The following is a 26,440-nucleotide window of genomic DNA, read 5'->3' as shown; positions in this document are numbered from 1 at the left end:
TGACGTTTTAAAATGGGAGGAATGTATATGTTGAAATCAATGATCGCGGCAGTCTCTGTCGCAGCTCTGTTGGCCGGTCCTGCGCTGGCGGAGGAACGTGTTTCCATCGGTACAGGCGGCACGGGCGGCGTGTTTTATGCCGTTGGCGCCGGGATGGCTGATATTCTCACCAAGAAGCTGGATGGCGTGACCGCGAATGCGGAAGTCACAGGCGCTTCGGTGGAAAATGTCCGCCGCGTCTCGGGCGGGGAAATGACCATCGGCTTCTCCAGCGCATCGACGCTGTTCGAAGGCAAGAATGGCGAAGGTCATTTCCAGGCAGAACAGAATGTCGCAGCAATTGCCATGCTCTATCCGGCTGTTCTGCAGCTGGCAGCGACCAAGGCCAGCGGTGCGACCACGGTTGAAGAACTTGGTGACCTGAACATCTCCATCGGCCCTCCGGGGTCCAACTCCGCCGTTTTCGCCCAGCGTCTGTTGAGCGCGCATGGTGCGTTCAATATGGACAAGGCAAATTTCTTGTCCTACGGCGAGGCGACCAACTCGATCAAGAACGGCAACCTGGATGGGTCCATCATCCTGGCCGGTGCGCCGGCGGCAGCGTTCATCGAACTGACAACCTCGGAAGACGTGACGATGATCCCGGTCGAGGCTGACAAGGTGAAAGGCCTGCTGGAAGAGTATCCATTCTATCAGATGGTCGAGATTCCAGGGGGTCTCTACCGTGGCGCTGATGCGGCTGTGCCGGCTGTTGGTGATCCGGCGATCCTGTTCACCAGCGCCGATGCTGATGAGGATATGATCTACCAGGTGACCAAGACACTGTTCGACAATCTGGATGAACTGGCGAAGGTTCATCCGGCTGCCAAGAAGATCAAGCTTGATTTGGCAAAGAACACGCCGATTGCCCTGCACCCAGGTGCGCAGCGGTACTTTGACGAGCAATAAGCTCCAAATGCGCAGAATGGAGCCGCCTTGCGGCTCCATTCCAAAGGGCAAGGACTGAAATGGTGTCGTCGTTTTTCGAAATTCTCCCTGACAAGAACCTCGGTCGGATCGAGCACCGGATTGCGTGCGTCGTTCTCGTGGTGTTGTCGGCTGCCGTTGCTGCGCTTGTCATTCATTCAGCCTGGACGGGCAGCTTGACCGCGCTTCTCTTGCGCTCGCTGTTCTTCTCGATGATGACATCTGCCGGCCTGCTGATCATTGCAGCCAATCGCAAGGCCGTCTGGGCGCGAACGCTGCTCTATCTTCTGGCCGCCGCCGTTCTGGTGCCCGGTCCTTATCTTTATACAAATTATATGGACATCGTCTTTTCGGGCGGAATCGCAAGCACCACTCATGTGGCGCTGTTTGTTGTGTCTGTCGTTGCGGCACTGGTCCTGGCGCGGTTCTCCATCGGTTGGGTCATGGTCGGTCTGGGGACCTTCGCTCTGGCTTATGCCTTCTGGGGGAACTTCATTCCAGGCACCTATGGCCATGCCGGGTATTCGATCTACCGGGTGACGTCCAATCTCTTCCTGCGGACGGAGGGGCTGTTCGGTCTGCCGATGGGCGTTGCCGCGCAATACATCCTGCTGTTCTCCCTGCTCGGCGCGATGTTGCTGAAGACCGGGCTGGGACAGGTGTTCGTTGATCTGGCCCACGCCATGACGGGGCGTATCCAGGGTGGTCCGGCGCTGACGGCCGTTGTTTCCTCCACCATGTTCTCGTCCATCAACGGTTCTGCTGTCGCCGGAGTGGTGACAACCGGCACCTTTACGATTCCCCTGATGAAGCGCACCGGCTATCGGCCCAAGGTGGCGGCGGCAATCGAGGCTGCTGCGTCGTCTGCCGGTCAGATCATGCCGCCGGTGATGGGGGCTGCTGCCTTCCTGATGGCGGAAATCACTCAGACGCCTTATGCGACCATCGCGGCTGCAGCGCTCATTCCGGCACTGCTTTATGTCTTTGCATTGCTTGTCGGTGTGCGTCTGGAAGCGGGCAAGTTCAATCTGGCTCGGTCCGACGGGGCGGATATTCCCGCTCTGCGCGAGGTTATCTTCAAGCGCGGATATATGCTGCTGCCGCTGATCGCGCTGATCGGTTTTCTTGTTTACGGCTACACGCCGGCCAAAGCTGCGGTTCTCTGCCTGATCAGCGGCGTGCTGATCTCTTTCATCAGCAAGGACACCCGCCTGACCCCGGCCAAGCTGGTTGAAGTGCTGGTTGAGACGGTGCGCAATGTCATGCCAGTGATTGCAGCCGTTGCCGTCGCCGGAATGCTGATCGGGGTTCTGACCCTGACGGGCATGGCGCTGAAGGTCTCCGCGATGATCCTCGATATGGGCGGCAGCAGCCTGTTCCTGGTGCTGATACTGACCATGATCGCCTCGTTCATTCTCGGGCTCGGCATGCCGACATCGGCGGCCTATCTGCTGCTGGCGATCCTGATCGCACCGGCGCTGGAAAGCTTCGGCCTGCCGGTGATCGCGGCCCATATGTTCATCTTCTACTACGGCCTGCTGTCGGCCATCACACCGCCGGTGGCGCTGGCGGCCTATGCCGGAGCATCGATTGCCGGGTCCGACCCCAACGAGACGGCTGTCGAGGCGATGCGTCTGGGCTTCGTCAAGGTCGTCGCGCCGTTCCTGTTTGTTTATGCGCCGGAGTTGTTGCTGATCGGTTCTCCCGCCGGTATCACGCTGGCCACCTATGCGGCCTTCCTTGGAGTGTTTGCAGCCGGAACGGCGATGACCGGGTGGCTCGGCCGGGCCTTGACCCTTACCGAACGTGGCGTGTTCGCCGTCATCGCCGGGCTCTGCACGCTGTCTCTTGTCGTTGACCAGTTGACGGCGGTCAGCCTCGGCGCGCAGGCGGCTGCGACTGTTCTTCTTCTCTTCACGATCTGGCGTCTTCGGAGTACCTATGAAAATCGACCCGCAAACCTGGCATCCTGATCCGAAGACCCCGGACTACCGGCCACCAGTCGGAGCGGTGGATGCGCATTGCCACGTCTTCGGGCCGGGGGATGTCTTCCCCTATGCGCCGGAGCGCAAGTACACGCCGGTCGATGCGCCGAAGGAAAACCTGTTTGCCTTGCGCAAGCACCTCGGGTTTCAGCGCAGCGTGATTGTTCAGGCGAGCTGTCATGGCAAGGACAATGCAGCGCTGATCGATGCGCTGAAGGCCGATCCGGAAAACACGCGCGGCATTGCCGTCGTGGATCTGAATATCTCCGATGAAGAGCTGGCCGTGATGGACGCCGCCGGGGTGCGTGGCGTTCGGTTCAACTTCGTCAAGCGGCTGGTGGATCCGGGCCCCAAGGATGGCTTCCTGCGAATGGCTGAACGGATCAGGAAACTCGGCTGGCATGTGATCGTCTATTTCGAAGCTCCGGATCTGGAAGAGCTGATCCCATTTCTCAAGACGTTGCCGGTGACCGTGGTGATCGACCACATGGGTCGGCCTGATGTGGCTGCGGGTGTCGATGGCACCTCGTTCCGCATGTTTCATGAGCTGATGGAAGATCCGAAGTTCTGGGTCAAGGTCGGTTGTCCCGAGCGCCTTTCACTATCTGGACCACCGTATGACGACGTGGTGCCTTTCGCCCGGTCGCTGATCGAGGCTTATCCCGACCGGGTTCTGTGGGGCACCGACTGGCCGCATCCCAACATGAAAAGCCACGTGCCGGATGATGGCTTGCTGGTTGACCGGATTGCCTTCATCGCGCCCACGCCGGAGTTGCAACAAAAGCTGCTGGTCGACAACCCGATGCGGTTATACTGGCCGGAACAACAGGGCGCATAAGGCGACATGATGGTTTCATCCGATGACCCTGGGGGACAAGGCATGACGGCAACCACCCCCCGTCAAGCATCCGTGACCTATCCGAACCTGCGGCATCTGCGGCTGTTGGAAGCGGCCCACAGGCTTGGGTCTCTGACAGCTGCTGCTGAAACCATTCTGATTTCCCAACCTGCAGCCAGCCAGGCGATCACACGACTGAACTCCCAGTTCGGCGGCAAGCTGCTTCAACGCCGCGGCAACGGGGTGTTTGCCACCGAGCGCGGACTGCTTGTCGTGCGCCGGACCGAGCGCGTTCTGGGGCTGATCAAGAACTACAGCCAAAGCAGTCTGCGGCGGCTGCGCGGTGCGCGGCTGGAGCGCGAGATCGCTCTGGAAAATCACCTGACGATTTCGCACGTGCGAGCCGTGTCGGCTGTTGGTCGGATGGGCAGCTTTTCAGCGGCCGCCCGGTCTCTTGGACAGACCGAACCCAACGTGCAGCGGGCTGCAAGAGAGCTGGAAGGCATTCTGGGCAGCAAGCTTTTTGTTGGTGGCGTCAAGGGCATGCATTTGACCGATGGTGGCGAGGCCATCGCCCGCACCGCCAATTTGATCCTCAAGGAGCTGGACAGCACCTTTGAAGAAATCCGCGAGTATGAAGGCGCCTATGATGGCCGGGTGGTCATTGGCACCTTGCCGCTGGTGCGCTCCTGGCTGGTGCCGGAAGCGGTGGTTGCCGTGTCCAAGGGCTATCCGGAAGCCACCATCGGCATTCTCGACGGCACCTATGAAGACCTGATCCATTCACTGGAAAGCGGCGGCATCGACGTGCTGTTGGGCGCGCTGCGCGAGGGGTTCACCCATCCGGGGCTGGAGCAGGAGGTGCTGTTTGAAGATCAGTTGTCCATTGTCGTGCGCAATGGCCACCCGTTGACGTCCCTGCCGGAAATTTCGCTGGAGACGCTACAGCAGTATGCCTGGGTTCTGCCCCGGCCCGGCACGCCAACGCGGGATCTCTTCGAGCGGCTTGTGCAGTCGGGGGCCTTGCCGCGCGATACACGTGGCTGCATCGAAACCGGATCTCTCGTAGCTCTTCGCGGGATTTTGATGGATACGGATTATTTGACGATCATCTCGCCTCGGCAGATCGTGCTAGAGCTTGAAGCCGGACTGTTGAAGGTGCTTCCCGTGCCGCTGAAAGGGTCTGCTCGCCCCATCGGCATGACCACCCGCAACAACTGGCAGCCAACACGCCTGCAAGAAGACTTCGTGACCTCGCTGCGCAAGGCGGTTGAAAGCCAATTCGGCGCCGATGACTGAAATCTTTTCCTGACTTCGGCAGGGTTGATCAGGCGGTCGCGTGGCAAGGGCCGGTCGACTGACCGATGATCAGCTCGGCCTCCAGATACTCATGCACGGGGACGTCAGGGTTGGGCAAAATCTGCTCGATCAGCAATTCGGCGGCGCGCTGCCCGGCATAGCGCACGGAAGAGCGAGTGCAAGTGAAGATCGGATCATCACCACCATTGGGCAGGAAGGAGAGGGCATCATCATGGGTGATGACGGAAACATCCCGTCCGATCTGCAATCCCTTTTGCGAAATGACGCGGGCAACGCCCAGAGCTGAAATCATGCTGGAGACCAGAAACGCCGTTGGCGGGTTGGCGCCGTCCAGCATGTCCAGCGCGCTTTCCGCCCCATAGGGTTCGGTCATGTCCGCCTGGCGCATCAATGCCGGATCTGTGCTGAGGCCGCGATTTGTCAGGGCCTTTTCAAAGCCGCGCCGACGGCGGGCGGCGAAGTCCATGTCTTCCAGCCCGTTGAGCAGCGCAATGCGGCGATGGCCGAGATCCAGCAGCAGGTCTGTTGCCCGCTCGAAGGCGTGGGCGTTGTTCATGTCGATCCACGACCGGGCTTCCTCCTGACCGGGAATGCGGCCATGGATGAGAAACGGCACGCCGAGAGTGTCGAGGATCTCGTGACGGGTGTCGTGGATGCGCGGTCCATGGACTATGACTGCATCGGCCTTCTTCAGAGATGCAAGCTCGCGGTAAGCGCCTTCGACCTGGGCATCAGGCACGACCTTCAGGACCATGTCGTAGCCGAGGCGTGAATAGGCTTCGCCTGCGCCGGCGATGAACTCCATGAACACGGGGTTCATCATCTCGTGCTGAGACACCGGAATGACATGACCAATCGCCATGGCCCGGCCGGTGGCGAGCTTGCGCGCCTGGCTGTTGGGGGCGTAGCCGATCTTGCGCGCCATCTCCACCACGCGTTTGCGGGTTTCGGCACTGACTTCCGGATATCCGTTGAGAGCCCTGCTGACCGTGGTTTGCGAGAGGGAAAGAGCTTCAGAAAGCTGCTTCAGATTCACGAGGGACTCCGGGTTCAAGTCGCTTTGGCGCAAATCGCCAGCTGTTTCTTGGTATTTTTCCGCAAGCTTACTTTGGCATGGTTCATCTTGACAAGTTCCGCAGTCAGCGACACTCTTGGTTGTAATTCAAAGCGGTTTGGGAGGATCCTGCGAGGGAAGAGCGCAGACCTTCTATCAAATCGATTTGCCGCAGCCTGGCTGTGGGAAGACCGGAAATGAGTTACTGGGAGGTACTTGGATGATCCGATTTCTTATGAGCGGCGCTGCCGCTCTGGCCCTGTCGAGCGGTCTGGCTGCGTCAGCTGCCCATGCCGAGCTGCTGTTCAAGCCGGGCGAAGATCCGCGCTTCAACTGGGCCAGCTACGAAGAGTTGCAGAAGACCGACCTCAGCGGTAAATCCGTGACCCTGTTTGGGCCGTGGCTCGGGCCGGACAAGGACCTGGTGGAAAACACGCTGGCCTATTTCGAAGAGGCCACCGGCATCGATGTCAAATACTCCGGCTCCGACAGCTTTGAGCAGCAGATTGTTATTGATACGCAGGCTGGGTCGGCACCGAATGTTGCCGTCTTCCCGCAGCCGGGTCTGGCCAGAGATCTGGCAGCCAAGGGCTTTTTGAGCCCGCTGGGTGAGGAAACCGCCGCCTGGGTGAAAGACAATTACGCCGCCGGTCAGTCCTGGGTGGACCTCGGCACGTTTGCCGGCAAGGACGGCAAGGGAGAGCTGTACGGCTTCTTCTACAAGGCGGATGTGAAGTCTCTCGTCTGGTTCGTTCCCGACACGTTTGAGGACGCCGGATACGAAGTGCCGGAAACCATGGAAGAGCTGAAGGCGCTGACCGAGCAGATCGTTGCCGATGGCGGCACGCCGTGGTGCATCGGTCTGGGCTCTGGCGGGGCCACCGGCTGGCCGGGCACCGACTGGGTTGAAGACATGATGCTGCGCACCCAGACGCCGGAAGACTATGACGCATGGGTTTCCAACGAGCTGAAGTTCAACGACCCGAAGGTGGTCGAAGCCATCGAGGAATTCGGCTGGTTCGCCAACAATCCGGATTTCGTCGACACGCCGAACGCGATTGCCGCAACCGACTTCCGCGACAGCCCGAAGGGTCTCTTCGCCTCGCCGCCAGCCTGCTACATGCACCGTCAGGCGTCGTTCATTCCGTCCTTCTTTCCGGAAGGCACGGAGATGGGCGTCGATGCGGACTTTTTCTACTTCCCGGCCTATGAAGGCAAGGATCTCGGCCAGCCGGTGCTGGGAGCTGGCACAGTGTTCGCCATCACCAATGACAGCCCGGAAGCCCGTGCGCTGATCGATTTCCTCAAGACCCCGATTGCGCACGAAGTCTGGATGGCTCAATCCGGCTTCCTGACACCGCACAAGGGCGTCAACACGGACGCCTATGCCGATGACACCCTGAAAGGACTTGGCGAAATCCTGCTGAGCGCAACGACCTTCCGGTTCGATGGATCTGACCTGATGCCGGGTGCTATCGGCGCCGGTGCCTTCTGGACCGGCATGGTCGACTATGTCGGTGGCAAGCCGGCGGAAGAGGTCGGAAACGACATTCAGACAGCCTGGGACGCCATTAAATAACACTCAATAAAAGTGCACGTGGCCCAGGTGAACGCGCCGGAGAGATCCGGCGCGTCTTGAACCAAGCAGAGCGCCGACAGAAGCTCTCTGCCATATAAGCCGGACTGGATCTGCAGTCCGGCATGGGGAGGAACTGATGGAACAGTTGCTGCTCGCCTTCGGCTCCATGGCCCTGGGCGTCGGTGCATGTGTCCTGTATTTCTGGGGCAGCAATCGCCTTTTGGACCTTGCCTTGCCGCCACGCAGCCGCAACGCTGCCGACAATATACGACGGGCCAACATGATCCGCCCGTGGCTGTTTCTCGGGCCGGCCGTGATTATTCTCTCGGCCTATCTGGTTTATCCCGTTTTCAATTCCATCTATCTTTCCTTTCACGGTCGTTCCGGCGATGTGTATGTCGGGCTGGACAATTACCGCTGGCTGTTTGCCGATGCTGGCTTTCGCGAAAGCATCTTCAACAATCTGCTGTGGCTTGTGGTGGTGCCTTCGGCCTCCACATTTTTCGGGCTGATCGCAGCGGCGCTGACTGACCGCATTTCCTGGGGCAATATCGCCAAATCGCTGATTTTCATGCCGATGGCGATTTCGTTTGTTGGCGCCTCGGTGATCTGGAAGTTCATTTATGACGTGCGCGCTGCCGATGTGGAGCAGATTGGCCTGCTGAATGCCATCGTCGTGTTTTTCGGCGGTGAGCCGCAGGCCTGGATCGCGCTGCCGTTCTGGAACAACTTCTTCCTGATGATCATCCTGATCTGGATCCAGACCGGCTTTGCCATGGTGATCCTGTCGGCGGCCCTGCGCGGCATCCCGGAGGAGACCGTAGAGGCTGCGGTTCTGGATGGCGCCAATCCGTTTCAGATCTTCATGAAGATCAAGGTGCCGCAGATCTGGGGGACCATTGCCGTGGTGTGGACCACCATCACCATTCTGGTTCTGAAGGTCTTCGACATCGTTCTGGCGATGACCAACGGCCAATGGGGCACACAGGTGCTGGCCAACTTCATGTTCGACTGGATGTTCCGTGGCCTGGATTTCGGTCGCTCGGCGACCATTGCCCTGGTGATCATGGCGCTCGTCGTGCCGATCATGATCTGGAACATTCGCGAAGCGCAGAAAGACGGCTGAGGACAGAAGCATGGATGGAATTGCCGGACGCAAACCTGCCCTGATCTGGGCAGTTCACCTGTCGGTTGCCCTGCTGGTGATCCTCTGGACCTTACCGACCTTCGGGCTGCTGGTGTCGTCGTTTCGCGACAAGGACCAGCTCTCGGTGTCGGGTTGGTGGACATCGCTGACCTCGACGGAGCGCAACGTGATGGTGCGGGTGCCGGCGCCGAACGACGACGGCGCGCAGGTGCTTGAAGGCAGCGTCTATGTGATTGCCGGCAATGTCTTCGATGAGGGCGGTGCCGGTGACATCAGTGCCTTCGGCATTTCCAGTCGCGAGCCCGGCGCTTACGAGGCGGGCGAGGTGGTCACCACAAAGGACGGCGAGCGCATCAGTGTTCAGGAAAGCGGTGACTACCGCATCGAGTCGGATGTGGAAATGACCGGGAAGCGAGGGCAGCGGCTGTTCTTCACGGTGCTGGAACCACCGCTTTTTACCCTCGACAATTACCGTACGGTGCTTTGGTCGGAAGGCATTGGAAAATCCTTTCTCAACACCATGACGGTGACGATCCCGGCGACGGTGATCCCGATCCTGATTGCCGCCTTCGCCGGTTATGCGCTGGCCTGGATGCGCTTTCCCGGCCGGACATTTCTTGTGGCAATGGTGGTCGGGCTGATCGTCGTGCCCCTGCAAATGTCGCTGATCCCGCTGCTACGGCTCTACACGGACATCGGCATCGGCAAGAGCTATATCGGCATCTGGCTGGCGCATACAGGGTTTGGGCTGCCTCTGGCGATCTATCTTTTGCGCAATTACATCAAGAGCTTGCCGAAAGAAATCATCGAGAGCGCCAAGGTCGACGGGGCGTCCGACTTCGAGATCTTCGTCAAGATCGTGCTGCCACTGTCGTTTCCCGCACTTGCCTCCTTCGCGATCTTCCAGTTTCTCTGGACGTGGAATGACCTGCTGGTGGCGACCGTGTTCCTCGGCAACAACGAGGAGCAGCTGGTGATGACAGGGCGCCTGCGTGAACTGCTCGGATCGCGCGGCGGCAACTGGGAAATTCTGACAGCCTCCGCCTTTGTCTCCATTGCGGTGCCGCTTGGGGTGTTCTTCGCCCTGCAGCGCTATCTGGTGCGGGGCCTTCTGGCCGGGTCGGTGAAGTGACATGAGCGCGACAAGAAAACTCAAGACACATTTGGAGCGGGACGCATGACCTCGGTTTCCTTGAAAGACGTTGCAAAGTCCTATGGCCGGGTCGAGGTGCTGCGGAACATCGATCTGGATGTGGAGCAGGGCGAGCTGGTGGTGTTCGTCGGTCCGTCCGGCTGTGGCAAGTCGACCTTGCTGCGCATGATTGCCGGGCTTGAGACGATCACCGGCGGGGAGCTGAGGATAGACGGCGAGCTCATGAACAATGTTCCGCCGGCACAGCGCGGCATCGCCATGGTGTTTCAGACCTACGCGCTCTACCCGCATATGACTGTGCGCGACAACATGGCCTTCGGCATGAAGATCGCCAAGAAATCGAAGGCGGAAATCACGGCTGCTGTCGACAAGGCCGCCAAGATCCTGCAACTCGAGCCTTACCTTGACCGGTTGCCGAAAGCGCTTTCCGGCGGGCAGCGCCAGCGGGTAGCCATCGGCCGGGCCATTGTGCGCAATCCCAAGGTGTTCCTGTTTGATGAGCCGTTGTCGAACCTGGATGCAGCGTTGCGGGTGGCGACCCGTATCGAGATCGCCCAGCTGAAGGACAGCATGCCCGACAGCACGATGATCTATGTCACCCACGATCAGGTGGAAGCGATGACGCTGGCCAGCCGTATCGTCGTGCTCAGTGGTGGCAACATCGAGCAGGTCGGTCCGCCGCTGGAGCTTTATGAAAACCCGCGCAATGTTTTCGTGGCCCAGTTCATTGGCTCACCGGCGATGAACATGCTGGACTGCAAGGTTCTGGCATGTGGCGCGCAAACCCGCGTCAGCCGGGAGGATGGCGGCGACATTGTCGTGCCGATTGCCTCGCAGGCCGCTGATGAAGGTAAACCGGTCAAGCTTGGCGTTCGCCCGGAGGATCTGACGATCACCGACAGCGACGACTACCTGCTGGAGCTGAATGTCGACATGGTCGAGGCTCTTGGTGAAACCACCGTGCTGTATTTCGATACGGCACTGGATGATCCGGGCTTCATCGCCAAACTGCCGGGCATTCATGCGATCCGCAAAGGCACCTGCCTGCGGCTTGCCACTCCGCCTGAAAAGCTTCACCTGTTTGGCACGGACGGGATTTCATTTCGACATCGTTGATCGGCTGACTTTTCCCCGCCCTGACAGCAAGCTCATACATGTGACCTAACGGGACCGCGCATTGCGGTGCGTCCGCGCGCGCGGCTGTTGGCTCGGTGCCGGACTTCAGTCGGCGCTCCCGGTCACCGCTTTGCTCCATGCCCTCTCAATCCGGTCTGACTGTCACGCACTTTTCATATGAGCGTCTCCTTGCGTTCATATGAACGGAATACCTGTTGGCTTGCACGCTGGCACCGGGGCCGCGATGAGGGTCCGGTTTATGGGGCTGGCGTGCAAGCTGAAAGGGTTGTTCTGGCGTCATGGCAATACACACCGACATCTCCGGTCGACAGGCGGAGATCGCAGATCTGGTTCAGAAGTCCGGTTTCGCTTCGGTCGAGGATCTGGCTGAGCGTTTTGAAGTCACGACACAGACCATTCGCCGCGATGTGAACGGGCTGTGTGAGCTGGGCATTTTACGCCGCACCCACGGCGGGGTGGAATCGCCTCCCGGCAACATCCATTACAACACCCGCAAGATCCTCAATCTCACTGCCAAGACCCGCATTGCGGATGCGGCCGCTGCCCTGATCGGCAATGGTCAGTCGCTGGCCTTTTCCATCGGCACGACGCCCGAGATCGTCATGCAGGCGCTGGGCGGGCATCGCGATCTGCGGGTCTTTACCAACAATTTGAACGTCGCCTTCAACGCCTCCAACCACAGCTCGTTTCAGGTGACCATTGCCGGTGGCCGGTTGCGGCCAGGCGACAGGGATGTGCTCGGAACTGCGGCGGAAGAGTTCTTCGGCCGCTACAAGGTCGATATCGGCATCTTCGGTGTCGCTGGCGTGGATGAAGACGGCACGTTGCTGGACTTTCATGAGGAAGAGGCCGCCGCGCGCGAGTCGATCTTGGCCAATTGTCGCCAGTCCTTCCTTGTGCTCGATGCCACAAAGTTTTCCCGCCCTGCCTACGTGCGGGCCGGCCATATCCGGGATGTATCCCACATCATCACCGACCATCCGCTGCCTGACGGGGTGGCGCGGGGTCTTCATGCCGACAAGACAACAGTGGTCGTCGCCGACCAGAAGGAAGGCGCCTCATGACCTCACGTCAGAGCGTTGCGGTTGCCGGTGAGGAAATCCGGCTTGAGAACGTGGTGAAGGCCTATGGCGACAGCCGCGCAGTGGATGATATCTCCGTCACCCTGCCGGCCGGTGCCTTTACCGTGCTGCTCGGGCCCTCCGGGTGCGGCAAGTCGACGACACTGCGGATGATCGCCGGACTTGAAGAGGTAACCAGTGGTGCCATCACCATCGGCGGCAAGGACATCACCGGGCTGAATGCGGCCCGACGCAACATCTCCATGGTGTTCCAGTCCTATGCGCTGTTCCCTCATCTCAGTGTGGCGGAAAACATCACCTTCGGCCTGAAGGTTCGAAGGGTGGCGAAAGCCGAACGCGAGGACCGGCTGAAAACGGTCGCGGATCTGCTCGGTCTGCCTCTGCTTCTGGATCGCAAGCCGTCGCAGCTATCGGGTGGCCAGCAGCAGCGTGTGGCTTTGGGACGGGCGATCATTGCCGAAAAGCCGGTGTGTCTGATGGACGAGCCACTGTCCAATCTGGATGCCAAGTTGCGTCACGAGATGCGGGTGGAAATCCGTGCCCTGCAACAGCAGCTCGGCTTTACCATGGTCTATGTCACCCATGATCAGGTGGAAGCGATCACCATGGCCGACCAGGTGGTGTTGCTGAACGGCGGCAAGATCGAACAGGTGGCCAACCCACGGGCGCTCTATGAAAAGCCGGCGACGGCCTTTGCGGCGCGCTTCATTGGTTCTCCGCCGATGAACATCATTCCATCCACCAGTCTGCCTCTGCTCGGCGAGAACGCGCCGGACGTGCTGTTCGGGCTGCGTCCCGAAGCGCTGGAGCTTCGGTCGGAAGGCCCTGTGCGCGGCCGGGTGCGGACCATCGAATATCTCGGGGCAGACACGCTGGTTGCCTGCGACGTGGGTGGCACCGATGTGCTGGCACGGTTGCCAAGCGGGCGCAGTGTTGCTGCTGGCGATGCGCTGAGCTTCGGCTTTGCCCCGGACACTCTTCACATTTTTGATCAGACAAGCGGCAAGCGCCGGGACGATCTGATCACCCAAATCGGACTGCAGGTGCAGTCCTCATGAGCTGTGCTGAAAAAGCGCAGGCTGTGTGCTGGGCTTCTTCTCAGGCGCGCAGATGCTTTAACGAGGGACGTTTCGCGATGCTTAAATCCACTCTTCTGACGGCTGTCACAGCGACAGCACTGACGTTCAGCACCTGGGCGACTGCTCAGGCCGTAGACCTGCAGTTCTATTTCCCTGTGGCAGTTGGCGGCAAGGCTGCCGATACCATCAAGGAACTGACCGACGGCTACATGTCCGCCAACCCTGATGTGAAGATCGACGCGGTGTATGCCGGCTCTTATCAGGACACAGTCGCCAAGGCGATCACCGCCTCGCGTGGCGGCAACCCGCCTCAGCTGTCGGTGATCCTTTCTGCCGACATGTTCACCCTGATCGACGAAGACCTGATTACCCCGTTCGACGATTACCTCACCACCGATGAGGAAAAAGAATGGCTGACCGGTTTCTACCCGGCCTTCATGGAAAACAGCCAGACCGGCGGCAAGACCTATGGCATCCCCTTCCAGCGCTCCACGCCTGTGCTTTACTGGAACAAGGAAGCCTTCAAGGAAGCTGGTCTCGACCCTGAAGTCGCCCCGGCAACCTGGGACGAAATGGTCTCCTTCAGTGAAAAGCTGACCAAGAAAGACGCCAATGGCAATGTCAGCCAGTGGGGCGTACGCATTCCGTCTTCCGGTTTCCCGTATTGGCTGTTCCAGGGGCTGGCCATTGAAAACGGCGCGATCCTTGCCAATGCTGAAGGCAACAAGACCAACTTCGATGACCCGAAGGTCGTGGAAGCGCTGGAGTACCTCGTTGATCTGAGCACCAAGCACGAAGTGATGGCACCCGGCATCATCGAGTGGGGCGCTACGCCGAAAGCCTTCTTCGAAGGTCAGACAGCCATGATGTGGACCTCCACCGGCAACCTGACCAATGTTCACGACAATGCTCCGTTCGACTTCGGTGTGGCCATGCTGCCAGAAAAAGCACAGCGCGGCGCGCCGACCGGCGGCGGCAACTTCTATCTGTTCAAGGGCGCTTCCGACGAACAGCTCGACGCAGCCGTCGATTTCGTTCAGTGGATCACAGCTCCGGACCAGTCCGCCAAATGGACCATGGCCACCGGCTATGTCGCTCCGCGCCCGGCCACCTGGGAAACGGACACCATGAAGAAATACGCCGAAGGTTTCCCGCAGGTTCTCGTTGCACGTGATCAGCTGGACCATGCCAAGGCCGAGCTTGCGACGTACCAGAACCAGCGCGTTACCGGCGTTCTGAACGACGCTCTTGCAGCTGCCATCACCGGTCAGAAGACCGCTGAAGAAGCTCTGAGCGAAGCACAGAAGCAGGCCGACGCCATCCTGGCCGAGTACCGCTAACATCAAGCGCGGAACCGGGCGGCAGCTGTCGCCCGGTTTTTCTTTTTCAGGAAATGGTTGTTGGGCCGCCGGGTGCGAAGAAGCGAGAAGACGAATGAAGGCTTTGAAACTCAAGCGAGACTGGATAATCGGTTGGCTGCTGTTGCTGCCGGCGATGGTGTTTCTGTTTGCCTTCACGCATATTCCGGCGATCACCAGTCTGGTCAGCTCGTTCTACTCCACCCCACGCGGCCGCCGACCGGCCAAGTTCCTCGGGTTGGATAACTATCAGCGCATGTTCGACGATCCGGTGTTCTGGAAAGTGCTGGGCAACAATCTGTGGTTCGCACTGGGCACCATTCCGCTGTCGATTGCTCTGGCGATCGTCATGGCGCTGTGGGTCAATGACAAGCTGCCCGGCCGCGGCTTTGCCCGCATGGCTTTCTTCACGCCGACGGTGCTGCCGCTGATCGCCGTCGCCAACATCTGGCTGTTTTTCTACACCCCGGGGTTTGGCCTGTTCGATCAGCTTTTGGGCCTGTTCGGCTTGCCCGCGACCAACTGGCTGGGCTCGCCTGAAACGGCGTTGAACTCGGTCATTGTCGTCACGGTCTGGAAGGAAGCCGGCTTCTTCATGATCTTCTACCTGGCAGCGCTTCAGGCGATCCCGAAAACCCTGATCGAGGCGGCGCAGATCGAAGGTGCCAATCGCTGGACGATCTTCTGGCGCATTACCTTTCCGCTGCTGATGCCGACGACGCTCTTCGTCTCTATCAATGCGGTGATCAACTGCTTCCGGCTGGTCGATCACATCTTCATCCTGACCGACGGCGGCCCGGACAACGCCTCGGCGCTGTTGCTGTTTTATATTTTCGAGACGGCTTTCCGCTTCTGGGAAAGCGGCTATGCCGCCACGCTGACCGTGGCGCTGCTGGTGATGCTGTGTCTGCTTGCCATCGGCCAGTTCTTCTTCTTCGACCGCAAGGTGCACTACAAATGACGTCTCAGCGGATATCCTATGATCGGACCCTCAACACGGTGGCGGCGTGGACGCTGGCACTGCTGTGGATCCTGCCGCTGGCCTATGCGGTGTGGACGGCCATTCACCCTGCCGCCTATGAGGCGCATTTCACGCTGAGCGCGCCGCTGACCCTGGAGAATTTTCAGAAGGCCTGGGCGGCGGCACCGTTTGCGCGCTACTTCCTCAATACGATCCTTCTGGTGACGCTGATCCTGGCCTGTCAGTTCTTTCTCTGCACGCTGGCGGCCTATGCCTTTGCGCGGTTCGAGTTTCCTGGCCGCAGCATCTTCTTCACACTGGTGCTGCTGCAGCTTCTGGTGATGCCGGACATTCTGATCGTCGAGAACTACAAGACCATGCGGCTGCTGGATTTGGTCGATACGATCCCGGCGATTGCACTGCCCTATGTCGCTTCGGGCTTCGGCATCTTTCTCTTGCGCCAGACATTTCTGACGGTTCCGCGCGAGCTGGATGAGGCGGCGCGGATTGAAGGCAGTTCGGCCTTGGGCGTGCTGTGGCGGGTTTATATCCCGCTCGCCAAGCCGACGTATCTGGCCTACGGGCTGGTCTCCGTCAGCCACCACTGGAACAATTTTCTATGGCCGCTGATTGTCACAAACTCCGAGGAAACGCGTCCGGTCACGGTCGGCCTGAGCGTCTTTTCCGCCATCGATAGCGGGGTCGAGTGGTCGGTGATCAATGCAGCAACGCTGATGACCTCCGGGCCGTTGCTGATTGCGTTTCTGTTGTTCCAGCGTCAGTTCGTCCAGAGCTTCATGCGCGCCGGCATCAAGTAGTTAAGGTGTTTCATCCGTCTGGGTGACGAGGGCTGGTCGTTCTGTGCGCTCACGCGGCGGTTTTGGCTTCAGCGGGCAATCCGGGCAACGGTCGACGTCTTCCAGGTTGTAGCGCATGCAGCAAATGCGGCGGGTGCGTGTGGCTTCCGATCCCGACGGACGGTAGGGCCCGAACAGCGGATTGCGCTCGCCATTGGGCAGCAGGCGTTCCTGGGTCAGCGGTTTGAAGCTCATCTGACCGGGCTTCAGAAAGACATCGCAGGTGTAGTCGAGGATTACCGCAGCGCTCATCCAGAACACCTTGGCTGAGACGCCTGACCGGGCGGAAAGCGAGAACACCAGCGGCGCGAGGTGCCGTTCGATGAAGGTCTCCATCCGTTCAAATGGCGAGGCGGTTCCAGACAGGGGTCGCCCCAGATGATCGGTCAGGATGAAGCGCCGCGGCTGATGGTCCTTGTCGAGCACCAGCCGCAAATTGTCCGGATTGTCGGGCAGCTCGCAATCGGCATCGCTACCGAGCAGGATCAGCGGCGGGATCAGGAAGCCGAAGTAATATTGGGCCCACATGGAGGCCGCAGACCGGCGATCCGAGTTGGGGTAGCGGGCGACGGAATAGTCTTCGAGAATGTGGAAGAGGCTGGCGGGGTCGAGCAGATCAGAGCACAGGCGTCCGTCGGCAGAGCCCGGTTCGATCACAAATCGGTCCACCAGATGAGCTGCCGCGCCGTGGAAAAGGCCATCCGTATAGTCGGTCAGGTCAATCGTTTCGTCGCTGCCCGGTGCGGCTGCTGGCATAATGTGCTTTCAAATTCTGACCGTGCTTTCAGGGCCACGGCAAACGGGTTCGGTCGCCGCCAAGGGTCTGGATCCGGCTTTCTCCGGCCGGAGAGGGGCGGAAAACCGCTGTCCGCACGCCTTGCGGTAGCTCAGGTGGGCCGCCTTGGGTTGGGAGGTGCGACGTTTTAAAACCTGAGCCTATTTCTCGTCATTCTTAAACTGCTTCACCGCGCAGTCCAAGTGGGCTTGTGGGTAACCTGACATGCCTTCGACCAGAATTTGAAGTCTTGGTAACTTTGTCGAGATCTAGCCGGCTTCGTTCGGGGCATAAGCGGCCGGGTTAACCGTCTCCGGGCGGCCTGCCAGCGACAGGGTGGCGATGCGCGGCGGGGTCTCGCAGATCACCTTGCCAGCCTTCACCACGGCAAGACGCGTCGCCTTCATGCGGATTGCCTCGATGGTGTCTGCCGCCTGCAGCAGAACCATGTCCGCCTTGCAGCCTTTCTCCAGGCCGTAGCCTTCGAGCCCGAGGGTCTTGGCCGGGTGATTGGTGACACAATCAAACGCATAGCGAATGTCGGCGCGCGATGTCATCTGCGCCACATGGAAGCCCATGCTGGCGACTTCCAGCATGTCGCCGGAGCCTTGAGAGTACCAAGGATCCATCACGCAATCATGGCCGAAGGAGACGTTGATGCCGTAGTCGCGCATCTCCGGAACGCGGGTCTGGCCACGGCGTTTCGGATAGCTGTCGTGGCGGCCCTGCAAGGTGATGTTGATCAGCGGATTGGCGATGGCCTGCACATCGGCCTCGGCAATCAGCGGCAGCAGCTTGGAGACGTAGTAATTGTCCATCGAGTGCATGGACGTCAGATGCGATCCCGCCGTGCGGCCCTGCAGCCCGAGGCGTTGGGTCTCATACGCCAACGTTTCGATGTGGCGGGACAGCGGATCGTCGCTCTCGTCGCAATGCAGGTCGACCATCAGGCCGCGCTCGGCGGCGATTTCGCAGAGGCGTTTTACGGAGCGGGCGCCATCGTCCATGGTGCGCTCGAAATGCGGAATGCCACCCACCACATCGACCCCCATGTCGAGGGCCTTCAGCAGGTTCTTCTCTGCGGTTTCAGAACGATAAAGCCCGTCCTGCGGAAAGGCGACAAGCTGCAGGTCGATGTAGGGCTTCACCTTCTCCTTGACTTCCAGAAGGGCTTTCACGCCGGTCAGATTGTCATCGCAGACATCAACATGGCTGCGGATGGCGAGCAGCCCCTGGCTGACGGCAAGGTCGCAATACTTCAGAGCGCGCTCGACCACCGCCTCTACGGTGAGGATCGGCTTCAACTCCCCCCACAGCGCAATGCCTTCCAGCAGGGTGCCGCTGACATTCATCCGGGGCAGGCCCAGCGACAGCGTGGCGTCCATGTGAAAGTGGCTGTCGACAAAGGGGGGCGAGACCAGCTGGCCGTCAGCCTCAATGGTGCGGGCTGCTTCGGCGGTGATCGCCGTTTCAACGGCGGTGATCAGGCCACCGGAGCAGGCGATGTCCATGACGGTGCGACCGTCAGGCAGGGTGGCGTTCTTGATGAGAAGGTCGAGGGACATGGAAATCTCTTAGCGTTGGCCGCGGAAATAGGGTGTCAGCAGGGCGCGGGGATAGTCAGCCTTGCGGGCGACCAGAATGAGCGCGGCAATCGACAGGACATAAGGCATCATCAGGAAGACCTGGCCTGGAATAAAGCTGCCGACGTCGGTTTGCAGGCGCACCTGAAAGGCATCAAAGGCGCCGAACAGCAGGGCGCCAAGCAGGGCCTTGCCGGGCCGCCAGGAGGCAAAGACCGTCAGGGCGATGCAGATCCAGCCACGGCCATTGACCATGCCGAAGAAGAACGCATCAAAGGCCGACATGGTGAGGAAGGCGCCGCCAAGAGCCATCAGGGCGGAGCCGACGACAACTGCGCCAATGCGCAGGCCATAGACCGACAGGCCCTGGCTTTCGACGGCAGACGGATTGTCACCGACAGCGCGGATCGCCAGGCCAAGCGGTGTGCGGTAAAGCACAAAGGCCGTTGCCGCGACGACGAAGAGTGCCAAAAAGGTCAGGGCGGTCTGCTGGAACAGCGCCGGGCCGATGAATGGCAGGTCCGACAGGCCAGGAATGTCCAGCGGCTTGAACGGCTCGATGCGCGGTGGCGAAGAGACATCCGGCAGGGCTGTGCGGTAGGTGAAGTAGCTCAGGCTCGTGGCAAACAGCGTCACTCCGATCCCCGAGACGTGTTGGGACAGGCCCAGCGGTACGGTTAGGATCGCATGGATCAGGCCAAAGAAGGCACCGGCACCGGCAGCCACAAGCACGCCGCCCCAAAGCCCGGCGCCGAGCCAGACGGCCATCCAGCCCGCCATGGCTCCGGCGGTGAAGATGCCTTCAATGCCGAGGTTCAACACGCCGGCCCGTTCGCAGATCAGCGCACCGATGACGCCGAAAACCAACGGTGTGGCAATGCGCAGGGCAGCTGCCCAGAAGTTGGCGCTGAGGAAGATCTCCAGGAAATCCATCACTGCGTCTCCTGGCTGATGTTGGTGCGCGGTTTGACGAACTTGATCCGGAACCGCAGGAACAGGCCGGAGATCAGCACGCAGATGAGGGACATGGCAACGATCAGGTCGGCGAGATAATTGGAAACGCTGGTGGCGCGCGACATGGAATCCGCCCCGACAAAGATGCTGGCAATGAACAGTGCGGCAATCACCACGCCGAGCGGGCTGAGACCCGCCAGCATGGCGACGACAATGCCGGAGTAGCCGAAGCCCGGCGATAGATCTGCGGTGAGATAGCCCTTCAGGCCGGCGACTTCGCCGACACCGGCGAGACCAGCCATTGCACCGGACAGCAGACCGACGCGGATGAAGGTTGCCTTGACCGGCAGGCCGGCATGGGCGGCGGCACTGGCGTTTTCGCCGACAGCGCGGATTTCAAAACCCCAGACCGTACGCTTCAGCAGGATGTGGATGGCGATGGCAGCGGCAAAGGCAATGATCAGCCCGCCGTGGATCCGCATCCGCGACATCAGCTTGGGCAGGGTCGCCGCATCGAGCATGGGCTCAGACTGGGGCCAGCCCATCCCCATTGGGTCCTGCATCGGGCCTTCCAGCATCATCTGGACGAACAGCAGAATGACGAAGTTCAACAGTAGTGTCGTGACCACCTCGTCGACACCAAGGCGCGTCTTCAAAAGAGTTGGCCCGAGCATCACCAGCCCGCCAGCAGCCGCTCCGGCAAGAATGACCAGCGGCAGCAGAACGACTGCGGGTGCATCGATCCAGCCCGTGCCGACGGCGACGGCGGCGAGCGCCCCGGCATAAAGCTGCCCCTCGGCGCCGATGTTCCAGAGCTTGGCGCGAAAGGCGATGGCGGCCGCGAGACCGGTGAGGATCAGCGGCGCGGCCCGGGTCAGCATTTCGGTGAAGGCGAACATCGAGCCGAAGGCACCTTTCGCCATCAACCCGTAGGCGGTGAAGGTGTTGACGCCGGCAGCGGTGATCGGGATGGCTGCGAGAACAAGCGCAACGATGGCAGCGGCGACCGGTATGAGGATGAGGCGCTGAAGCGAGGCGGGCTCGCGCGGTTCGAACCGGATCATGCTGCTTCTCCCGTGTCGCCATGGAAGCCGTGGCCGGCCATCTTCAGGCCAAGGGTGCTGCGGTCCAGGGTTTCTGTCTTCTCGGCAGCGGATAGATGACCGCGATGGATGACGGCGATGCGGTCTGACAGGCGCATGAGTTCGTCCAGATCCTCAGATATCAGAATAACGCCGGCGCCTCGGGCGCGGGCATCGAGCAGGCGGCGGTGAACATCGGCGGTGGCGCCAACATCCAGACCGCGCGATGGCTGGGCGGCCAGAACGACCTTTGGCGCTGCATCAAGGGTGCGCGCCAGGACGATCTTCTGGATATTGCCGCCAGACAGCAGCCGGGCCGGGGCCTTGTCGCCCTGACAGCGAATATCATAGGCCTTGATGGCCTGGCGGGCACGTTCGGCAATGGCGCCGAATTTCAAAAAGCCGAAGCGCTGGTTTTCCGGCGCCCGGATGGTTTCAATGGTCAGGTTTTCCGCCACGGACATCGGCCCGACGATGCCGTCCTTGTGGCGGTCTTCGGGAATGCGGGCAAATCCGGCGTCGATCATCTTGCGGGCGTTGGAGCCGCTGAGGTCCTTGCCGTCGAGCTGAAGCTGTCCTGCAGTCAGGGGCTCCAGACCCGAAAGGGCGCGGGCCAGGGTGGCCTGCCCGTTGCCCGAGACACCTGCGATGCCGAGGATCTCACCGGAGAACAGCTCCAGATCGACAGCATGCAGTGCCGTCCTTCCTTCCCCGGCGCTGGCCTGTTTCAGGGTCAGCAGAAGCGGTCCTGCCGCTTGTTCGGAGCGGGTGCTCTGGGGCACTGACTTGCCGACCATCAGCTCGGCCAGCTGCAGCTTGGTGCTGCCCTCGGTCGGCTGATCAGCGACCTTTTTGCCGAGGCGAAGCACCATGATCCGGTGCGAGGCTGCGATCACCTCGTCAAGCTTGTGGGAGATGAAGATAATCGCCAGGCCCTCGGCGGCGAGGGTCTTCAGCGTCTCAAACAGGGTGTCGCTTTCCTGTGGAGTCAGCACGGCGGTCGGCTCGTCCAGAACCAGCACGCGGGCGTCACGGTAAAGCGCCTTGAGGATTTCGACGCGCTGCTTTTCGCCGACGGATAAAGTGGAGATGCGCGCATCAAGATCAACGGTCAGGCCGGAGCGCCGCATCAGGTCGTCGAGCCTCTGGCGGGCAGCGGTGCGACTGGAAGTCATCGCGGAGAGTTTTTCGGTGCCCAGCAGGATGTTGTCGAGCGCCGTGAGGTTTTCTGCCAGGGTGAAATGCTGGTGGACCATGCCGATGCCGGCGTCGAGGGCGGCGTTCGGCTGTCCGGCAGGCAGGGCGTTCAATGTGCCGCTTGTCCGCTCGGCGATTTCGACATTGCCCTCGTCGGCGACATAATGGCCGAAGAGAATATTCATCAGCGTCGTCTTGCCAGCGCCGTTCTCGCCCAGAAGCGCCAGGATTTCACCCCGTCGCAGAGTCAGCGAGACATCTTCATTGGCGGCAAAACTGCCAAACCGCTTGGTGATCTGGGTGAGCTGCAAGACGATCGGTGCGGCAGACACTGTGGTCATTTGGGATCTCGGTGTCGGTGTTGTCGTGTGCCGGGAGAAGGATGGCCGTTGCTGTTTCGTCTCAAGCGGACACTCCCCCAGTGTCATTGCAGGACCATGATCCTGCGATCCATGCGGTTGTCTGGCACCCGCGGATGGACATTCATTGAAGCAGCGCCACGGCACGGATTGCCAGGGGTGAGCCTTGCAATGAAACGTGTGCCACGCATAGTCCAGGAGATTGGAAAATGGGAGCAGGCTGAGTGCTCTGCCCCCACTTAAATTGTCGCAACCCTTGATAAAGCCGTAGCTTACATCGTCGACTTCGGCTCGGTGTCGTTGACGTTGACGCGGAACAGACCGTCGAGGATTTCCTGTTCCTTTTCCTTGGCTGCGGTCACAGCGTCGGCCGAAGCCAGTGCTTCGTCGGCAACGAAGGATCCACCGCCATAGGTCATGAAGGAATAGGTTCCATAGTCTGCCGGCTCAAAGCTGTCGCTGGCAACCGCTTCGATGGCCTTGTCGATGGTCGGCTCCATGTGCCACAGGGCAGAGGCCAGGATGGTGCCCGGATAGTCGGCAGCCGTGTCGATGACGTTGCCGATCGCCAGGATACCCTTTTCCTTCGCCGCATCCGACACACCGAAGCGTTCCGCGTAGAGCAGATCGGCGCCCTTGTCGATCATCGCAAAAGCGGATTCCTTGGCCTTGGGCGGATCGTACCAGGAGTTGATAAAGGTCACGAGGAACTTGACCTCCGGGTTGACCGCGAGCGCGCCTTCCATGAAGGCATTCATCAGACGGTTGACCTCAGGGATCGCGTAGCCGCCGACCATGCCGATGATATTCGACTTGGTGGTGGAGCCGGCGATCATGCCGGTCAGGTAGGACGGCTCGTGGATGAAGTTGTCGAACACCGAGAAGTTCGGCTTGGACGGACCGAAGGACGAGCCCATCAGGAAGGCTGTTTCGGGATATTCCGCGGCGACCTTGCGGGCGGCGCGTTCCACGGCGAAAGCTTCGCCGACGACCATGTCCATGCCCTGTTCGGCATATTCGCGCATGACGCGCTCATAGTCGGTGTTGGCGACATTCTCGGAGTATGTGTAGGTCACGTCGCCGCGCTCTTGCGCGGTCGTCAGGGCCTTGTGGATCCGGCTGACCCACTGCTGTTCTACAGGAACGGTGTAGATGGCAGCGACTTTCAGCGGCTTGTCCTTGGCATCTGCGCCGGACAGGCCAAGGCTGGCGGTGGCGATCAGGCCAAGACCGACGGCGAGGATCGCGCGTCGGGAGTGACGCAGGGCGCCACGTGCATAGTTGGAAATCTTCATGAAAACCCCCTCAAGAGACTCAATGGGGGAACTTGATCACAAACCACTGTCGCCTACAATATAGGCGGTGTTGCAGATTGAATGTTTTTTGGACAATTGGTCAAAAAAACTGCTCAACCTGACGCCGCTCAATTTCCAGTGTTTCGATCTGGTGACTGTTCTCGTTCAGGTTGTTTTTGCGATGTGCCTTCATGCAGCCAATTGTGCTTGCTGTCGGCCTGGCCCATTGTGATCACCAACACGGAGCGCTACACCCACGTGGCTTTTCCATCCTTCCTCATTCGCGCAAAGTTCCCGACCCTGCCATGCTGACACCCTCCACTGCCATCCGCCCGACTGCCCGGGAACACCTGGCAAAACTGATCTCCTTCGATACATCGACGGGCAAGTCCAACCTGCCGCTTATCGACTATGTTGAAGGCTTTCTGCAGGGCCAGGGTCTTGCGCCGCAGCGCATCTATGACGAGACGGGCACCAAGGCGAACCTGATGACCGTTGTCGGGCCTGCCGGTGTGCCGGGCTATGTGCTGTCGGGACACACGGATGTGGTGCCTGTGACCGGGCAGGCCTGGTCAAGCGATCCGTTTACCCTGCGCGAGGCAGACGGTCGGCTGTATGGCCGTGGCTCCTGCGACATGAAGGGCTTCGTTGCCTGCTGTCTGGCAAAAGTGCCGGACATGCTGGACGCCAATCTGAAGACGCCGTTCGTGCTGGCCTTATCCTACGATGAAGAGATCGGTTGCCTGGGTGTGCGCTCGATGGTGGCGGAGCTGGCCGGCTGGGACAACAAGCCGTTGGGTTGTTTCGTCGGTGAGCCGACCAGCATGGAAGTGATCATCGGTCACAAGGCCAAGCGAGCGATTAAGGTGCATGTCACCGGCAAGACCGGCCATTCGTCGCTGGCTCCGGACTTCGTCAATGCGGTTGAATATGCCGCGCTGCTGATCGTCAAGATCCGGGAGCTCGGCAAGCGGTACGCAAGTGAAATGCGTGATGATGCTTACGACATGCCGGTCAGCACGGCGCATGTGGGCAAGATCGTTGGCGGCGAACAGCTTAACATCGTGCCGGAAGCCTGCTTCTTCGATTATGAAATCCGCGCCCTGCCGGAGCTGGATATGGACGCGATGTGCGGCGAAGTGGAAGCCTATGCCCGCGATGTGCTGGAGCCGGAAATGCAGGCCCTGCATCCGGAATGCGGCATTCGCTTTGAGTTGATTTCCGACACACCAGGCCTTGCGATGACGGGCGAGGAAGAGATTATTCGCCTGACCAAGCACTTGGCCGGACGCAATGGCCACGCCAAGGTCGCCTATGGCACCGAGGCCGGTCTGTTCAAGGAACGCGCTGGCGTGCCGACGGTTGTCTGCGGACCTGGCGCCATTGCCCAGGCGCACAAGGCCGACGAGTACATCGACATCTCGGAAATGCAGGCCTGCGAGGCGTTCCTCGACAAACTGATCGCCATGTGCCGGGGCTAAGGCTTTTTTGGGTGTGAGGAATGAACACCCTCTGCTGACCCGGCCTTGCGCCGGGACCTTCCATTATAGTGCAGCTAGGTCCCGGCTCAGGGCCGGGACAGCACAGTGATGGGGAATAGGTTCGCCGCTACGCCTCGGCTCACCGGTCCCGGATCAGCGCTAACGCTTGTCCGGGATGACGTGGGAGAGGTTGAGCTTTTTCGGAAGCGCGGAGAACTTGACCAAAACCCATCCTCGTCATCCCGGACGCAGCGAAGCGGAGATCCGGGATCGGTGAGCCACGGGACCAACTGAGAGCCGAAGGTTTGTCGCAGCGGCACGCTACTCAGAGCTTGATCGCGGTTTCGGCGAGGCCTTTGATGCCGGGGGAGGTGACGAAGGTTTTGCCGGCGTGGGGCTGCGCCGTTAGCTCATCCGCACTGAGGCCTTCTTGGGCTGAGGTTGCAAAAAGCGACATCAGATTGTCACCGCCAAAAGCCGGGCAGGTGATGTGGGCTGTTGGCATGTCGATGGTTTCCAGCAGTGCGCCATCCATGGAATAGGCGGCAAGGCGTGATGCGCCCCACTGGGCGTTCCAGAAGCGACCTTCCGTATCGATCACCGCGCCATCGGGGTTCAGGCCTTCTTTCTTCAGATCCAGAAAGACTTCCCGTTCACCAAGCGGCCAACCGTCGCCATCGAGCGCCTGACGCCAGATCAGACCGAGGGCCGTATCGGAGAGGAAAGCGTGGGACCCATCTGGCGTAAAACAGGTGGCGTTGGGAATGCTGACGCCGCCCCAAAGTTTGCGCAATTCGCCCTTGTACAGCCGCCAATAGCTTCCGGCGGATTGCTCTGCCGACTTGCCCATGGTGCCGATCCAGAACCCGCCAAAAGGGTCGACGCGCCCATCATTGGAGCGGGTCACCGGATTGTCGGCTTCCAGGGGCATGTAGGGCTCGCGCTTGCCGGTGGCGATATCGAACAGCGAGAAGCAGGTTTCCGAAGCGATCAGCAGACGGTCGGCATCGACGACGGCAGCAGCCGAAGCATGCTCGGCCATGTCCCACTCCAGCGCTGCGCCATCTTTCTGGCTCAGCAGCTTCTTGCCGATGATGTCGAACCAGAAAAGCTGCTTGCGCTCAGGGTGCCACAGGGGGCCTTCGCCGAGGAAACAGGCGCGGTCGTCATAAAGGTCTGCCATCGTACTGTCCCTCCC

At 60.4% G+C, this 26,440-nt stretch carries 22 protein-coding genes; 14 read left to right on the top strand and 8 right to left on the bottom strand.

The genetic code is table 11. The annotated features are described in order from the left end of the window. The first annotated feature begins 27 nt into the window (after positions 1–27). From J0X15_RS19315 to J0X15_RS19300, 4 genes are read left to right on the top strand one after another with little or no spacing between them, the layout of a single operon-like run. The gene (locus J0X15_RS19315; protein WP_206944472.1) at positions 28–948 is read left to right on the top strand and encodes a TAXI family TRAP transporter solute-binding subunit; all 921 of its coding nucleotides are present in this window, start codon (positions 28–30) and stop codon (positions 946–948) included. Between the two features lie 59 nt (positions 949–1,007). Further along, positions 1,008–2,939 carry a TRAP transporter permease gene (locus J0X15_RS19310; RefSeq protein ID WP_209015476.1) on the top strand — a complete coding sequence of 644 codons (1,932 nt, stop codon included), beginning with the start codon at positions 1,008–1,010 and terminating at the stop codon, positions 2,937–2,939. Then, positions 2,908–3,789 (top strand): amidohydrolase family protein, encoded by an 882-nt coding sequence (locus J0X15_RS19305; RefSeq protein ID WP_206944470.1) that lies wholly within the window; start codon positions 2,908–2,910, stop codon positions 3,787–3,789. The genes J0X15_RS19310 and J0X15_RS19305 overlap by 32 nt, the downstream gene beginning before the upstream one ends. Positions 3,790–3,831: 42 nt before the next feature. Continuing rightward, the gene (locus tag J0X15_RS19300) at positions 3,832–5,088 is read left to right on the top strand and encodes a LysR family transcriptional regulator (RefSeq protein ID WP_206944468.1); all 1,257 of its coding nucleotides are present in this window, start codon (positions 3,832–3,834) and stop codon (positions 5,086–5,088) included. A 28-nt stretch (positions 5,089–5,116) separates the two neighbouring features. On the opposite strand, the gene J0X15_RS19295 is transcribed toward J0X15_RS19300, so the two are convergent. Beyond that, positions 5,117–6,145, bottom strand: a complete 1,029-nt coding sequence (locus tag J0X15_RS19295) for a substrate-binding domain-containing protein (protein ID WP_206944466.1) — start codon at positions 6,143–6,145, stop codon at positions 5,117–5,119. Between the two features lie 238 nt (positions 6,146–6,383). On the opposite strand from J0X15_RS19295, the gene J0X15_RS19290 reads away from it, so the two are divergent. From J0X15_RS19290 to J0X15_RS19250, 9 genes are all read left to right on the top strand, one after another. Further along, positions 6,384–7,742 (top strand): ABC transporter substrate-binding protein, encoded by a 1,359-nt coding sequence (locus tag J0X15_RS19290; RefSeq protein WP_206944464.1) that lies wholly within the window; start codon positions 6,384–6,386, stop codon positions 7,740–7,742. Between the two features lie 136 nt (positions 7,743–7,878). Beyond that, positions 7,879–8,868 carry a carbohydrate ABC transporter permease gene (locus J0X15_RS19285; RefSeq protein ID WP_206944462.1) on the top strand — a complete coding sequence of 330 codons (990 nt, stop codon included), beginning with the start codon at positions 7,879–7,881 and terminating at the stop codon, positions 8,866–8,868. Positions 8,869–8,878: 10 nt separating this feature from the next. After that, on the top strand, positions 8,879–10,021 hold the full coding sequence (locus J0X15_RS19280) for a carbohydrate ABC transporter permease (protein ID WP_206944460.1): 1,143 nt from the start codon (positions 8,879–8,881) through the stop codon (positions 10,019–10,021). A gap of 45 nt (positions 10,022–10,066) precedes the next feature. Then, complete coding sequence (locus tag J0X15_RS19275) at positions 10,067–11,158, top strand: ABC transporter ATP-binding protein (RefSeq protein ID WP_206944458.1); 1,092 nt, start codon at positions 10,067–10,069, stop codon at positions 11,156–11,158. Positions 11,159–11,457: 299 nt separating this feature from the next. Further along, complete coding sequence (locus tag J0X15_RS19270) at positions 11,458–12,243, top strand: DeoR/GlpR family DNA-binding transcription regulator (protein WP_206944456.1); 786 nt, start codon at positions 11,458–11,460, stop codon at positions 12,241–12,243. Continuing rightward, the gene (locus J0X15_RS19265; RefSeq protein WP_206944454.1) at positions 12,240–13,319 is read left to right on the top strand and encodes an ABC transporter ATP-binding protein; all 1,080 of its coding nucleotides are present in this window, start codon (positions 12,240–12,242) and stop codon (positions 13,317–13,319) included. Before J0X15_RS19270 ends, J0X15_RS19265 begins: the two co-directional genes overlap by 4 nt. 77 nt (positions 13,320–13,396) lie before the next feature. Next, the gene (locus J0X15_RS19260; protein ID WP_206944452.1) at positions 13,397–14,680 is read left to right on the top strand and encodes an ABC transporter substrate-binding protein; all 1,284 of its coding nucleotides are present in this window, start codon (positions 13,397–13,399) and stop codon (positions 14,678–14,680) included. Positions 14,681–14,774: 94 nt separating this feature from the next. Continuing rightward, positions 14,775–15,659 carry a carbohydrate ABC transporter permease gene (locus tag J0X15_RS19255; protein ID WP_206944450.1) on the top strand — a complete coding sequence of 295 codons (885 nt, stop codon included), beginning with the start codon at positions 14,775–14,777 and terminating at the stop codon, positions 15,657–15,659. Then, entirely contained in the window at positions 15,656–16,477 is an 822-nt protein-coding gene (locus J0X15_RS19250) for a carbohydrate ABC transporter permease (RefSeq protein ID WP_206944448.1), read from the top strand. Before J0X15_RS19255 ends, J0X15_RS19250 begins: the two co-directional genes overlap by 4 nt. On the opposite strand, the gene fhuF is transcribed toward J0X15_RS19250, so the two are convergent. The 6 genes from fhuF to J0X15_RS19220 all read right to left on the bottom strand — a co-directional run bounded on the left by fhuF (position 16,478) and on the right by J0X15_RS19220 (position 23,761). Beyond that, positions 16,478–17,272 (bottom strand): siderophore-iron reductase FhuF, encoded by a 795-nt coding sequence (gene fhuF / locus J0X15_RS19245; protein ID WP_206944446.1) that lies wholly within the window; start codon positions 17,270–17,272, stop codon positions 16,478–16,480. A gap of 288 nt (positions 17,273–17,560) precedes the next feature. After that, positions 17,561–18,856: an amidohydrolase family protein gene (locus tag J0X15_RS19240; protein WP_206944444.1), complete on the bottom strand. Its 1,296-nt coding sequence runs from the start codon at positions 18,854–18,856 to the stop codon at positions 17,561–17,563. Between the two features lie 9 nt (positions 18,857–18,865). Then, a complete protein-coding gene (locus tag J0X15_RS19235; protein ID WP_206944442.1) occupies positions 18,866–19,807 on the bottom strand; it encodes an ABC transporter permease in 942 nt (313 codons plus the stop codon). Further along, positions 19,807–20,892 (bottom strand): ABC transporter permease, encoded by a 1,086-nt coding sequence (locus J0X15_RS19230; RefSeq protein WP_206944440.1) that lies wholly within the window; start codon positions 20,890–20,892, stop codon positions 19,807–19,809. Before J0X15_RS19230 ends, J0X15_RS19235 begins: the two co-directional genes overlap by 1 nt. Then, the gene (locus J0X15_RS19225; RefSeq protein ID WP_206944438.1) at positions 20,889–22,448 is read right to left on the bottom strand and encodes an ABC transporter ATP-binding protein; all 1,560 of its coding nucleotides are present in this window, start codon (positions 22,446–22,448) and stop codon (positions 20,889–20,891) included. Before J0X15_RS19225 ends, J0X15_RS19230 begins: the two co-directional genes overlap by 4 nt. A gap of 290 nt (positions 22,449–22,738) precedes the next feature. Then, positions 22,739–23,761, bottom strand: coding sequence for a BMP family protein (locus tag J0X15_RS19220; RefSeq protein WP_206944436.1), 1,023 nt, complete (start codon positions 23,759–23,761; stop codon positions 22,739–22,741). 191 nt (positions 23,762–23,952) lie between these two features. On the opposite strand from J0X15_RS19220, the gene argE reads away from it, so the two are divergent. Further along, complete coding sequence (gene argE / locus J0X15_RS19215) at positions 23,953–25,242, top strand: acetylornithine deacetylase (RefSeq protein ID WP_331461956.1); 1,290 nt, start codon at positions 23,953–23,955, stop codon at positions 25,240–25,242. Between the two features lie 325 nt (positions 25,243–25,567). On the opposite strand, the gene J0X15_RS19210 is transcribed toward argE, so the two are convergent. Continuing rightward, positions 25,568–26,425, bottom strand: a complete 858-nt coding sequence (locus J0X15_RS19210; protein WP_206944435.1) for an SMP-30/gluconolactonase/LRE family protein — start codon at positions 26,423–26,425, stop codon at positions 25,568–25,570. Between the last annotated feature and the right edge of the window lie 15 nt (positions 26,426–26,440).

It is taken from the genome of Roseibium limicola, from assembly GCF_017313085.1.
In the GTDB taxonomy this organism is placed as follows: Bacteria; Pseudomonadota; Alphaproteobacteria; order Rhizobiales; family Stappiaceae; genus Roseibium; species Roseibium limicola.
The sequence above is the reverse complement of the archived record's forward strand: the minus strand, read 5'-3'. Positions and strand labels throughout refer to the sequence as shown.